Origin of the sequence: Phosphitispora sp. TUW77 (assembly GCF_048453025.1) — a bacterium.
In the GTDB taxonomy this organism is placed as follows: Bacteria; Bacillota; Thermincolia; order Thermincolales; family UBA2595; genus Phosphitispora.
In genome coordinates this window covers 64557-77727 of sequence record NZ_CP156677.1, presented here as the reverse complement: position 1 = coordinate 77727, position 13171 = coordinate 64557, and the positions used below count along the sequence as shown (strand labels likewise).

General features: G+C 40.9%; 12 protein-coding genes, 1 pseudogene and 1 other annotated feature. Of the genes and pseudogenes, 3 read left to right on the top strand and 10 right to left on the bottom strand.

Translation table 11 applies throughout. The features are described 5' to 3' along the window. Positions 1-102: 102 nt before the first annotated feature. Entirely contained in the window at positions 103-834 is a 732-nt protein-coding gene (locus ABFY19_RS00405) for a ZIP family metal transporter (RefSeq protein WP_418791311.1), read from the top strand. Between the two features lie 52 nt (positions 835-886). Here ABFY19_RS00405 and ABFY19_RS00400 read toward each other — a convergent pair whose 3' ends face one another. From ABFY19_RS00400 to yabG, 3 genes are all read right to left on the bottom strand, one after another. Further along, a complete protein-coding gene (locus ABFY19_RS00400) occupies positions 887-1411 on the bottom strand; it encodes a LysM peptidoglycan-binding domain-containing protein (RefSeq protein WP_418791310.1) in 525 nt (174 codons plus the stop codon). A gap of 98 nt (positions 1412-1509) precedes the next feature. Beyond that, the gene (locus ABFY19_RS00395) at positions 1510-2469 is read right to left on the bottom strand and encodes an NAD-dependent epimerase/dehydratase family protein (RefSeq protein ID WP_418791309.1); all 960 of its coding nucleotides are present in this window, start codon (positions 2467-2469) and stop codon (positions 1510-1512) included. A gap of 58 nt (positions 2470-2527) precedes the next feature. Beyond that, a complete protein-coding gene (yabG, locus tag ABFY19_RS00390) occupies positions 2528-3394 on the bottom strand; it encodes a sporulation peptidase YabG (RefSeq protein ID WP_418791308.1) in 867 nt (288 codons plus the stop codon). Positions 3395-3549: 155 nt separating this feature from the next. Between yabG and ABFY19_RS00385 the strand changes: the two genes are divergently transcribed. Next, complete coding sequence (locus ABFY19_RS00385) at positions 3550-4377, top strand: glycosyltransferase family 2 protein (protein WP_418791307.1); 828 nt, start codon at positions 3550-3552, stop codon at positions 4375-4377. Positions 4378-4382: 5 nt separating this feature from the next. On the opposite strand, the gene rsmA is transcribed toward ABFY19_RS00385, so the two are convergent. The 5 genes and pseudogenes from rsmA to metG all read right to left on the bottom strand — a co-directional run bounded on the left by rsmA (position 4383) and on the right by metG (position 10310). Next, the gene (gene rsmA / locus ABFY19_RS00380; RefSeq protein WP_418791306.1) at positions 4383-5264 is read right to left on the bottom strand and encodes a 16S rRNA (adenine(1518)-N(6)/adenine(1519)-N(6))-dimethyltransferase RsmA; all 882 of its coding nucleotides are present in this window, start codon (positions 5262-5264) and stop codon (positions 4383-4385) included. Between the two features lie 54 nt (positions 5265-5318). After that, positions 5319-6317: a 3D domain-containing protein gene (locus tag ABFY19_RS00375; RefSeq protein WP_418791305.1), complete on the bottom strand. Its 999-nt coding sequence runs from the start codon at positions 6315-6317 to the stop codon at positions 5319-5321. A 208-nt stretch (positions 6318-6525) separates the two neighbouring features. Then, positions 6526-7410 (bottom strand): 3D domain-containing protein, encoded by an 885-nt coding sequence (locus tag ABFY19_RS00370; protein ID WP_418791304.1) that lies wholly within the window; start codon positions 7408-7410, stop codon positions 6526-6528. Between the two features lie 174 nt (positions 7411-7584). Continuing rightward, complete coding sequence (locus ABFY19_RS00365; protein WP_418791302.1) at positions 7585-8358, bottom strand: TatD family hydrolase; 774 nt, start codon at positions 8356-8358, stop codon at positions 7585-7587. Positions 8359-8376: 18 nt separating this feature from the next. Beyond that, positions 8377-10310: pseudogene (metG, locus tag ABFY19_RS00360) on the bottom strand (methionine--tRNA ligase). Between the two features lie 73 nt (positions 10311-10383). Further along, positions 10384-10651 (bottom strand) — a binding site (T-box leader). 227 nt (positions 10652-10878) lie between these two features. Here metG and ABFY19_RS00355 point away from each other — a divergent pair. After that, entirely contained in the window at positions 10879-11133 is a 255-nt protein-coding gene (locus tag ABFY19_RS00355; protein WP_418791301.1) for an AbrB/MazE/SpoVT family DNA-binding domain-containing protein, read from the top strand. Between the two features lie 129 nt (positions 11134-11262). On the opposite strand, the gene rsmI is transcribed toward ABFY19_RS00355, so the two are convergent. Both rsmI and ABFY19_RS00345 read right to left on the bottom strand, forming a co-directional pair. Further along, positions 11263-12375: a 16S rRNA (cytidine(1402)-2'-O)-methyltransferase gene (gene rsmI / locus ABFY19_RS00350; protein ID WP_418791300.1), complete on the bottom strand. Its 1113-nt coding sequence runs from the start codon at positions 12373-12375 to the stop codon at positions 11263-11265. Further along, entirely contained in the window at positions 12365-13171 is an 807-nt protein-coding gene (locus ABFY19_RS00345) for a tRNA1(Val) (adenine(37)-N6)-methyltransferase (RefSeq protein WP_418791299.1), read from the bottom strand. Before ABFY19_RS00345 ends, rsmI begins: the two co-directional genes overlap by 11 nt.

The window sequence follows — 13171 nt, the reverse complement described above, 5'->3', positions numbered from 1 at the left end:
TAATTCCAAAACAAACATGGCCATATTATGATACCAGGGCATAATTTGTGTCAAAAGGAATAGGTATGTAAAAGAATATTAAGCTTGGTGAAGGTGGTATGATTGGTAGAAATTATTGTAATTAGCCTGGCAGCAGGACTTGCCACCTGTTTTGGGGCCCTATTGGTATTGATGATTGGCAACCCTCGCGAAAAAACCCTCTCGGTACTGTTTGGCTTGGCAGCCGGAATTATGCTGGCTGTTATAGTGCTTGACTTGCTGCCTTCTGCTCTGGAACAGGGTACGATCCGCCAGACAGCGGCAGGGTTTAGTATTGGAATTATAGTAATGATGATGCTGGATCTAATCCTGTCCCAGGTTTATACCCCTAAAACAAACGGTTCTAATAAAATTGCATACTTTCGAAAAATGGGCTATCTGGTTGGGGCTGGAATAGCGCTTCATGATTTGCCTGAAGGAATAGCAATTGCAGCAGGCTTTTCCGCTCAACAGCATTTGGGCTTAGTTATAGCAGTGGCCATCGGCCTTCACAATATCCCTGAAGGCATGGCCACTGCAACACCACTTAAAATGGGAAAAGTGCCTGATTTAAAAATTCTACTGCTTAATATTATTCTTAGCCTATTTACACCCGCTGGAGCTTTCATTGGTCTGCTTATTTTAAACTTATCTCCTCATCAAATTGCCCTTCTGCTGGCAGTTGCGGCCGGAGCTATGACATATATAGTAAAAAACGAGCTCTTGCCGGAATCTAGGCGCAAGCACCCCAATTATGCAACTCTTGGCGGGATTATCGGCTTTCTCTTTATTTTAGTTCTTGGATTCATACATTGAATTAATACATAAAAACAAAAGAAGCTGCGTAAAAACAGCTTCAATGGATCCATTACCCTTTTGCTCCCGGTATTCCTACAGGTATACAGAGGATTTCACCAATCTGCAGGTTCAACGGATCTGCATCGGGATTAGCCACTGCAATGGCCTCAACAGTAGTCCCATATTTCCTGGAAAGCTTCCAAAACGTATCTCCCTCTTGGATAATATGCATTATGGCATTATCCGGACAAGGGCCCTCCGGTTCGGGAGGTTCTGGACACTCAGGTATCTCCGGAAGTTCCGGACACTCCGGAAATTCCGGATACTCTGGACACTCTGGAAGCTCTGGACACTCCGGAAGCTCTGGACACTCCGGAAAATCAGGTAAAGTTTCTTCCTCAGGATTCTCTGCCTTCTCAGCCCTCCCTGCGTCGTCTGCCACAGGTTCAGTTTGATCCCCCTCAATCAAATCTGGCGGTTCTATGCCATTGCCAGTATCTTCACTGGATATGTATTCCTTGTTCTTTAAAGGCTTTTCACCTTTTTTCGGTGGAACGTATTTAAAGAATAGGAACCTTTGTTTGTCTCCGGCCAACAATACCCCCCCTTTCAAAGAACTTTAATATAATATATGATATCTTATCCAATTTATTTCTAATATTTTCTTAGGTAAATTTACGGCCCCATTGCATCTTAAATGCTACACAACCCTTTATGCCAATTAATTGTGCGTAATAGTCCTTCTTCAAGGCTATATACGGGAAACCACTTCATAACTGCTTCAGCAAGATCGGTATTAATCTTAAATCCAATGTGCTTTCCTTTTTCACAGGGAAGATTAATAATGTCGGAAGTTGAAGATGTAAGCTCAATGATATTTTTAGCAAGTTTATTTATGTTTACCTGGGTACCAGAACCAATATTTATTATTAAACCCTCTGCTTCTTTGCGATAAGATATTGCTAGACTCAGCGCCCGTGCGGCATCTTTAACGTAAATGAAATCCCTGGTCTGTTCGCCAGTATCGTAAACAATTAGTGGTTCATTACGCAAAGCCCTGTCTATAAATGACGCCACCACGGAATTATACCCGTAAATTCCGTGATTTTCTCCAAAGGTATTTGTGAACCTCATTGATGTCACCGGATAATTATACCATCTGCCTACTGCCATTATATGCTGCTCTGCCGCCAGTTTTGTCACTGCATAAGTGTTCTGAGGCATCACACAGGACTTTTCATCCATCAGCGAGCTTGCCCCTTCACCATATACTTCAATCGTGGATGCATAAATAAAAAAGGGACGGTTCTTTGTCCGCAAGAGTTTTTGCATAAACTGAAAAGTACCGTATTCGTTATTAAGAACATATTCCTCCGGGGTATTCATTGATTCCTTTCCCGAATTATACCCAGCTAAATGAATCACTACATCAATATTCAAGGAATTAATTTCTTTCACTGATAGATCCTGGTATCTCTGCTTTAGATTTTGTACCTTCCCATTTAACAAGTTGACCGGCAGTCCATCTCTGTCCGGATATCCTCGCGAAAGGTCATCCAGTCCATAAATTTTTGCAACATCCGACCGAGCCAATAATTCTTCGATAGTATGTGTTCCATACAATCCGGCTGCTCCTGAAACCAGAACGTTCACTTAATCACCCCTTTGGTCCAGCTCAATTTATTATATTTCGAACCAGTCAGGTTTGTGACTAATAAGGGGATTTAGGAAAACCCCTGCGTAATTTTCCTCTTGTCTCAATTCCGCCTAGACCCTCTATTCCGGTAATAGTGTTTTCAATTACCTCACTTGTTGCTATCGTCTTATTAAAAGATGTAAAAGCTACTTTTTCCACTATAAAAACCGGATCAAAAGCATGAATCATCACTCGTTGAGGAGCACTGGCATAATTAGCTCCTGCTTGCAGTAAGGCCTCATAATGTGATTGACACGCTCCGGCAAATATGATGAGATTATCCATGTTACACTCGATAAAGCGCGCTGCTTTTACAGCTTTAACAAAGTATCTGGAATTGTGGTAATTATTCAGATCAGTGAAATCAGCACCTGACCTGATAATTCCATCATGACCAGTCAAAACAAGGATATCCGGGCTGCATTTTTTTATTAAACCCGGGACAGATGCAGGTTGTTCTCCCTCAGGCACATTAGCTCCTTTTGCTGGAATTCCCAATTGTCCATAAATTGCCATACATAAGTTTAAATACTCCAAATTCCCATCAATATGAAGCACCCGTCCCGGTATTTCAAAAAAATTTTCCTCAATTTTATTCCCGCTTCGAAATAAATCGTTCCCCCGTTCCTTTAACCTTTTTTCAATTATCCTCTTTAGACAATTATTATTGGTTCTAATAAATTTTTTGCGGTATTCCCTAATATTATCAGCATCTACCTTGACTAAATCTTCAACAGGAGAGTCGGCAAAAAGCCTCACATCAAGTCCCAGCAACTTTACCCTGACTTCTCCAGAATCAGTTTCAATGACTTCATTAACTTTAAAATAAATATCGTTATTGTATGATTTTCTGGCTACAATATCTCCAACTTTTATCTCCATAAGCGTTCACCCCGCGTTCACCCCGTCGTCACTTCTACTATATTTTATGCAAAAAAATTGCCAGGCGTTATTTCATATCCTATTTATACTGACCATAACATATGTGCTAAGCTCAACATATTATATGTTAATTAAGAACTGCGGGAGGTCTTTCTGTGATAGCAGCTGTAGTACCGGCAAAAAATGAAAGTTCAGGAATAGGCAGCGTCTTAAACATGCTTTCCCTTCTTCCTGTTGACCTGGTTATCCCAGTAATTAACGGCTGTGACGATAATTCACTGGAAAAGGCACTCGAAAACTCCAGAGTAATTACAAACATACTATACAGCAAACAGCCCCTCGGTCCGGACGTGCCTAGGGCCATAGGGGCTAAAGCGGCATATGACAAAATGGCTGATTATGTCCTTTTTGTGGATGGCGATATGCAAAGTCCAGCTACTTTAGATGCATTAAAACATCTCCTATCAGCTGCTACATCCGCAAGACTGGATATGGCCCTGTCAGACTGCTATCCAGGTTCGCATCCAAACAACTCCCTAGCAGAGCTGGTATTATATTTCCGGGGAAAGCTCAATGTAAAAATTGGAATGCCCTGGCTGGGAAGCGCTTCACCATCACATGGGCCACATTTGCTCTCCCGTAGCTTTCTTGAAGCAGTATCCTTTAGGGAACTGGCCGTACCTCCAGTCAGTCTTGCATTGGCAGCAAAAATTACCGGTCTGAACATTGCCATAGGAGCAAAAATTCCTCACCGATCTCTTGGCTCACCATACAGGAGCCGGAGCCATGCCCGTGACATGGCAAAAACCATTATAGGTGACTGTATTGAAGCAATGAATGTGTTTGACGGCAAAGACCGGCACCGAGTACTTGGCAGGAGGGAATACCTTGGTTTTCATTTGCAGCGAAACTGGCAGCTTTTAGACATGTTTTTACAGAAAACAACAGACAGCTCCCAGATTATTGTGGAAAAGCTGTTATAAATAATTTAGTTCTTAGAAATCAAGGGGTAAAGAACATTGCTTATTCCAGCGAATTCCTCAAAGCTAAGAGTCTCACCCCTTCTCTCAGGATTAATCCCTAAATCGTATAGTATTATAGAAAGTTGGTTTTTATCAATACCAAGCGAAGAGAGCGCATTTAAAAGAGTTTTTCGGCGTTGGCCAAAAGCTGCCTTAACCACACAGAAAAAAGCCTGCTCATTTATCACCTGAGCGGGAGGATGTTTTCTGAGAATAAGGCGGATAACGGCAGACTCCACATCAGGCTGGGGTATAAATACTTTTCGGGGGACTTTGAACACCTTCTGAGGATTACTGTAATAATTGACCCCGAGGGTAAGAGCCCCGTAATCTTTTGTTCCCGGAACTGCCGCTATTCTGTCAGCGACCTCTTTTTGCACCATTAATATTATTAAACTGATATTAAAACAATTTTCCAAAGCATGCATTAGGAGCGGTGTTGTAATATAATATGGAAGGTTTGCCACAACTTTATAAGGTCTCCCGTTTTTTCCAAACTGTCCTTGGGTCTTTTCTGAAATCAGAGCATCAAAATCTGTTTTCACAGCATTACCCCAAAACAAATCGATATTTGTATAAGCAGACAAAGTCTCTTCCAAAAGAGGCTGGAGATTTTTATCAATTTCTATAGTCACCACTTTACCTGCCTTTACAGCAAGAGCACTGGTTAATGCACCTATACCGGCACCTATTTCCAAAACTGTATCTTCACTGTCTAAAGATGCAGCATCTACAATTTTATTGATAATATTGCCATCAATTAAGAAGTTCTGACCCAGTCTTTTCTGAAAAACAAATTCATATTTATCTAACACCTGCCTTACAGCAGCCGGTGAATATAATTTCATTATAATCCTCTCCTAATTTATTATATACAAAAAAGGAAAGGCTTAGCCTTTCCACTATTCCAAAACATATACTTTTACTATGCGGCGGCCCCACTTACGGGCCTCTTTTTCGGTATCAAAAAACAAATCAATCCTATTTCCCTTTATCGCACTTCCAATATCAAGGGCCTTTGCATATCCATAGCCCTCGACATACAGCCTTGTTCCCATCTTAATTACCGAGGGATCAACAGCCACTGCTCCCCTATACGGGTATATCCCGGAAGCAGTATTGTTGCCAGTATGAGTATAAGCCGTGGCAGTCATGGAGAGTGCCCTGGAAAAATTAATTTGCCCACCACGGGAAATCTCTTTTACAGTCACCGTGCCATAAGCCACAATCTTGGCAACCGGCTCCCGAAGTACCTTTTCAGCCACCACTTCCCGTTTTATTTCCTCACCGTTTCTGTATGTAATCTTTATTGTTTTTTGAATCAGCCCGTCTTGACCTTTACGTACAATTCTTGTAGTCCCTTTTTCCATCAAATTGTCATTTCGTCTCTCGAGCTTAAAGGGAACTTTTATAGATTCTTCAATAAACTTATCACTAAATCTTGATATTTCTATAGTATCACCAGACTTAATAACTGTGCTGGGTTCCGGAACTACCTTATCACTAGAATTGACTGTGATTTTCAGTTCTTCCAGGGCTTGTCCCACATTCCCTGGAGTAACCCATTGTTCGCTGGCCTCGCCGGCATCTGCCAGAGTTATGCACAGCTTTCGAGTAATTCGTACAGTTAGGTCATCTGCCAGTTTGGTATCCAAAGCAGGTTCAATTAAATCTCTTTCACCAAGAGAAATATTGGCCTTTTTTAAAGACTCTGCTACAGTACCGCCCCTCATAACCACATTTACTTCTTTTCCGTCTGCAAATATCCTGATGTTATGCCTGTTATAAAAAAATCCTGTTAAAATTATTACAGCTGCTACAACAACCCCGAGGCCCCAAAAAACCCGCTTTTTGTTTCCCAAAAACCCAACAGTACTTCTCGGGGAGGCGTTAGCCTGCATGTAATCACTCCTCGCATTTTATTTTTTTGAAATTTCTTTTTTTAAGAAAGGATGCCAATATATTTTAAACTATAATAAATTACTTGTCAAATCAATTTAAGATTTTATATAAAAGATATTTCTACACCTTTACAAAAATCCCTTTATATTTAATAATACAATATCCCTTGTCTTCCGACAGAAACTTGTCTTTTTTCTAGGTCAATAATTACCTCAATAATTGAACCAAAACTGTTCTTCGCCCCCACTTCAGTGCCTCCTCACGCGTCTCAAAAAAAACATCAACCTTTTTCCCCTTAATGCTTCCTCCTGTATCTGCAGCAATTGCGTAACCATATCCTTCAATATACATTTTCGTACCCATTGGAATTACTCTCGGGTCCACAGCAACTACCCCTTTCCGAGGGGTAATACCGGTTGCGGTACGATGACCGGTATATGTATATGCAGTAGACACACATTTTATCTGCTGACCGCTGATAGCCGCTCCTTGTCGTGATGATATTTGTCGTGATGAATTGTTGTAACTGCCCACTTCAATAATCTGAGGTATCGGGGCCATGATTACAGTGCTGCCGTTCTTTTTTTTGGATAACAGTTCATCATCACGGTAGTGTTCAATAAACGTATGCTTCATAATACCATTTTTGCCATCTTGTATTATTCGCTGTTGTCCGGGTTCTAAACAAAGGTTCCATTTTTTATTTACAGGTGCCGGGATTACTTCATTAACCACTGTTTTAGTTATTTTGTGCTTATATACCTGAATAACCATTTTATCACTTACTTTTGATGATAGGTGATGTGATATCGAATAGTATTCTACCGATTCGCCTTCCTTCAAAGCATCAAGGCTTCCAGTGCTAAATCTGACTTCATCTTTAATGCCTGTTTCTTTGATAACTTCCTGGACGGTAGGAGCAAATGTATAGTACGATATGGTCTTATCTCCTATTTTTACAGATACCTCTTTTACTGCACAGGACATGAACAATCCCACACCAAGCATTAAAACCCCATATAAAATATAGGCCATAAATGTAGTTAGATTATCATTAATCCTGTATACCGCACCGCTCCTAATATTATACATATCCTAACCCTCCCCATTTTTTCAATTCTGCCCATCATTCGGAGAACCTGAGACAAACCCGGTCGTTTAAAATATATATACATGGTTGTCTGAACATTACTGCCAAATAATCCCATAAATTTTACGTAAAAAAAAGAAACCCCCGGCAGAGAGTTTCTTGATATCATGTTTTTATCAAATTTTTTTAATATTAAATAGGTTCAGGGCATTTTGGAATGTCGCTTCCGCTAATTCAACCAAATGCATTCCCCTAAGTTCAGCGATTCGTTCAGCAATATGTACCACATATGCAGGTTCATTACGCTTGCCTCTGTTAGGTTCAGGAGCTAAATATGGTGCATCTGTTTCAATAAGAAGGCACTCAATTGGCACCCCTGCAGCAACCTCACAGATTTTTGAAGCATTTTTGAAAGTAACTGGTCCGGCAATTGAAATGTAAAATCCCATTTTGATGCATTCCCTGGCCATCTCAACACTCCCCGAGAAGCAGTGCAAAACGCCTCCATTAGAACCGGCATCTTCTTCTTTTAATATTCGCATTAAATCACCATGGGCATCCCGGTCATGTACTATAATTGGTTTCTCTATTTCTTTGGCCAAATGTATTTGCTGTCTGAATACTTTTTGCTGGATATCACGGGGAGAAAGATTCCGGTAATAATCAAGCCCCATTTCTCCTATTGCAACGACCCTTGGATGGGCTGCAAGCAACCTGATTTGTTCCATAGTGTCTGCACTAGCATCTGCTGCATCATGGGGATGAATTCCAACTGAGGCAAAAATGAAATCATACTGCTCAGCCAGCTCTATAGAGCGCATTGAAGAAGGTAAATCAAACCCTACATTAATTATACCGGAGACCCCTCTGCCCTTTGCGCACATTAACATTTCATACCTGTCAGGCTCATATCTTTTGTCATCAAGATGAGCATGTGAATCAAAAAACAATTGTTATCACCAACTCCTCTATTTAACTTTTGAACCACCGGAGACCTCTTTGTCCGGGTCTACTGTAATTATTCCCAAGCAATCTCCTTGAGAAGCGGCCAGTATCATCCCCTCGGAAAGGATTCCTCTTAATTTGGCTGGTTTTAAGTTGGCGACAATTAAAACCTTTTTGCCAATCAACTCCTCAGGGCTATAATGTTTGGCAATTCCGGCAACTATAGTCCTCTGCTGGTCTCCCAGGGCAACCTCCAGCTTCAAAAGTTTATCTGTATTCTCAACAATCTCAACTTTTAAAACCTCCGCCAGGCGCAAATCAATTTTGGCAAATTCCTCAAATGAAATGTACTCTTCCTGTTTACACTCTTCCTGTTTCATTGGTTCCATATTTTTCGCCTCCCCGATTTCAACCTTTCCGACATCAATCCTTGGAAACAAAGCAGCCCCTTTTGAAACAACAGCACCCGATGGAAACCGACCCCATTCCTGCAATGACTCCCATTCCTTCAAATCATCCCCGCATTCTTAAGCCCGATTTGTTCCCATATAAGCTGAGGTAATGTCGGCATAAAGGGAGCAAGCATAATTGTAATAACCCTAATACTTTCCATCAGATGGTAAAGAACCGTGCCCAAACGTGCTCTTTTATCTTCGTCTTTAGCCAGGACCCATGGGAATGTCTCCTCAATATACTTATTGGCTCGACCAATAAAACGCCATACTGCGGCCAGGGCATTACTGAGCTCATAACTTTCCATCAGTTTTTCATATTCTTCAACAACTTCCATTGCAATCTTTATTAAATCATTGTCAATGTCACCATATTTATCCGGGGACTGCACCTCTCCGGCAAAGTACTTTTCCACCATAGCTACAGAGCGGCTTACCAGGTTACCAAAGTCATTGGCCAAATCAGAATTAATTCTCTGTACCAACGCATCTTCCGAATAGTAGCCATCAGCGCCAAAAGGCAGTTCCCTCAACAAATAGTAACGTATAGCATTAACCCCATATTTATCTATTAATACCAATGGGTCTATTACATTGCCTTTGGATTTGGACATTTTCCCGCCTTCAAGCAGCAGCCAGCCATGAGCAACAATCTTTTTAGGCAGTTCAATTCCTGATGCCATTAAAATTATGGGCCATATTATAGAATGAAAGCGGACTATGTCCTTAGCCATAAGATGGACATCGGCAGGCCAAAATTTATTAACCAGAGAATCATTCGGCTGACCGCCTGCCAATGCGGAATAATAGTTGGTCAATGCATCTATCCATACATAAATTACATGTTTGGTGTCAAAGGGAACCTTTATCCCCCAATCAAAAGTTGTCCTGGAAACGCATAGGTCTTCAAGGCCCTGTTTAATAAAGTTAACCATTTCATTGCGGCGGGATACGGGCTGTATAAATTCAGGGTTATCTTCTATATGCTTGAGCAGGCGATCAGCATATTTTGACATTTTTAAAAAGTAACTTTCCTCTTTAATTAGCTCCACAGGACGGTCACAGTCAGGGCATACCTTTCCCTTTGCCTGGCGTTCTGTCCAGAAGGTCTCGCAAGGTGTGCAATACCAACCTTCATACTCTGATTTATATATGTCTCCCTGATTATATAATTTAATAAATATTTCCTGAACTACTTCCTTGTGCCGGTCTTCGGTAGTCCTAATGAAATCGTCATAAGAAACCTCCAGTGCTTTCCAGAGCTCTTTAAACCCGACAACAATCTTGTCCACATATTCTTTGGGTTCCATGCCCCTTTCTTTAGCAGTACGCTGGATTTTCTGACCATGCTCATCAGACCCGGTCAGGAACCATGTGTCAAATCCCTTTAACCGTTTATACCTAGCAATGGTATCAGCTGCTACAGTGGTATAAGCGTGACCGATATGTAATTTGTCACTGGGATAATATATCGGTGTGGTAATGTAAAATTTTTTCCTAGACATAATTTCACTCCCTTTATTTGGATACAGTTTAAGCTTCCCCATAAAAATCAAAAACCCTCGTCCCTGGGAAACTTAAAGGGACGAGGGATATCCACGTGGTACCACCCTTTTTTGCTTTGTAAAACACAAAGCCTTACACAAGGTACAGAATGATTCATCTTAAGTGGGATTTTCTATACCTGAAGCCCTAACGGAGCTTATCCGGCACAGCCTACTTTCAAAAATTTCAGCCTGCTGTTCCGGGGCCATGTTCAATACAGTTTCTCCGGCAAGGCTTTCACCTTCTCCCTGCTCTCTGAGCGGATAGTCCGGTATTTACTCTTCCCCATCATTACATTTTATAATCCGATTTAATATATATATATCAAGATAATAACTATAAAAGTTCCTTTTGTCAAGTTTTCCCTGAAATCATAAAATACATACACCGGCGTGAATAATATAATCCGTTATATATTTTAAAATTTATACTTTCCTATCTGCTAAAAAAAGTGGTTGACTTTTAATGGAATCACTGGTATCATTTACTTGTAAATATTTGTCGAAAGTCGCTGGGAGGTTATAAGGTATGAAATCAACAGGAATTGTTCGCAAAGTTGACGAGCTTGGCAGGGTCGTGATTCCGATTGAGTTACGCAGAACTCTTGGAATCGATGAAAAAGACGCCCTGGAGATTTATGTGGACAGTGAAAAAATCATTCTCAAAAAGTATGAACCGGCCTGCATCTTTTGTGGAAATGCGGATGAAGTGCAGCACTTCCGCGGTAAAAATGTATGTAAAGAATGTGCCCAAGCAATGGCTGTAGCAACTGATGCACAGTAAAAGTTAAAACCAACTTTATCACAAAAGAGAACTTCTTTTTAAGGGGTTCTTTTTTTTTGTAAACAAAATTAAACAGAGTTCTTGCATTAGGTGAGGTATGGACTTCACCTATAGTCACAACTGGTTATATTATTTGCCTTCAGCTTCCAATACAGCGGCATATACATTGTTTTTACCTATACCCGTACGACGGGCGACTTCCTTAATGGCTTCTTTTTTATCCCACCCCTGGGTGACCAAATTATTAACCATAAGGAATAAGTCACACGATTTAAGAGCAGAGCAATCTTTGGGGTTTTCTTCACTGCCTTCCAGAACTATAACAAACTCGCCTTTTGGTGGGTTGGCCTGGAAGTAACTAATTACATCGGCCAACAATCCCCGCACAACTTCTTCATGGATTTTGGTAAGTTCCCTGGCTACAGCAACCTTTCTTTCCCCCAGTAATTTTTGCATTTCCTGTAGAGTTTTAATCACCCGGCGTGGAGACTCATAAAAAACCTGGGTTCTTTCTTCAGACTTCATTTGTTCAAAAACCTTGTTCCGCTCTTTTTTAACCCTAGGAAGAAATCCTTCAAACACGAATCTATCAATTGGCAGTCCCGAACACAACACTGCAGTGATAAGAGCTGTGGGACCCGGGATTGGAACTACCATAAACCCTTCACTTAATGCCAAACATACTAGTTCGTATCCAGGGTCTGAAATTCCAGGTGTGCCGGCATCTGAAACCAGGGCCACATCTTTTCCGGCATTAAGGTCAGATAACAAGACCTGCCCTTTTCCTTTAGCATTATGCTCATAGTAACTGGTAAGTGGAGTGTGAATATCATAATAACTTAAAAGCTTCCTGGTATGCCTGGTATCTTCGGCAGCTATAAGGCTTACTTCCTTAAGTATCCTAAGGGCCCGTAGCGTAATGTCCTCAAGGTTGCCTATTGGTGTAGCACATAGATAGAGAGTCCCTTTTTTATTGTTTCCGGTCATTTCTTTATCACCTTTAATAATCTGTAATTTATCCTTTCTTGTCAACCTTTTTATCTCTGCTTCTCTGGTCATTGCATGTTCCTTTGAAGGGCATTCTTCAAAAAACATTAATTCTACCGGCCCCCGGCCTCTGGTAAATTTTGCCCCTTTTCCAGAATTATGTTTGGCAATTCTTTTTTCAAGATCATTTGTATATCCCGTGTAGAGTCGTCCATCACTGCACTTCAAAATATAAGTATAAAATTTAAAAGTCATAACTACCACTTTTACGAGAAGAGTACGGTATTCCGGGATAATATATATCCCAATAACTTTTGGTATAACTGCCGTCTTCATTATAAACAAAAAAAGGCTCCAGTATATTAAGTTCCGAATTGCCGCCCAGTTGGGCTTCAATAAGTATCATGATAGGTTTTTTTTCCGAATTTGCATGTACCATCTGAAGCCTTCGTGGCTTTAGGCGGTGTTTTTCTAAAGTAATAATAATATTAGAAAGTCTCTCCGGCCGGTGCACCATAGTCATAAGTCCTCCATACCGAAGCAACCGGGAACCGGCACTGACAACATCTTCTAGACTACATAGGATTTCATGCCGCGCAATGGCAATTGGGTCAGTCTCATTTTGAGCACCTCTGCCAACGGGAAGGTAAGGAGGATTTGTAACCACAACATCAAACCCGCCAACTCCAAATAGTTCTTCTGCCTTACAAATATCCCCTTGAATTATATCAATTAAGCCTTCCAAGCGATTCCCCCACACACTCCTTCTTGCCCGGTCACAGCTATCCTCTTGTATTTCAAGCCCGACAATTTTCCCGGCTGTTTTTCTTGATGCTAATAGTAAAGGGATCACTCCGGAACCTGTACCCAAATCAATAATTTTATCCCCCGGCCTCAGAAACGTAAAGTTTGATAATAAAACAGCATCCAAAGAAAAACAGAAGGCAGCCGGAGACTGGATAATCTTCAGGCCTGCCCTAATCAAATCATCAAGCCGTTCTCCCTTAATGATATTAAAATGAGAATTGGGGTTTAAATCATCATATGGCAT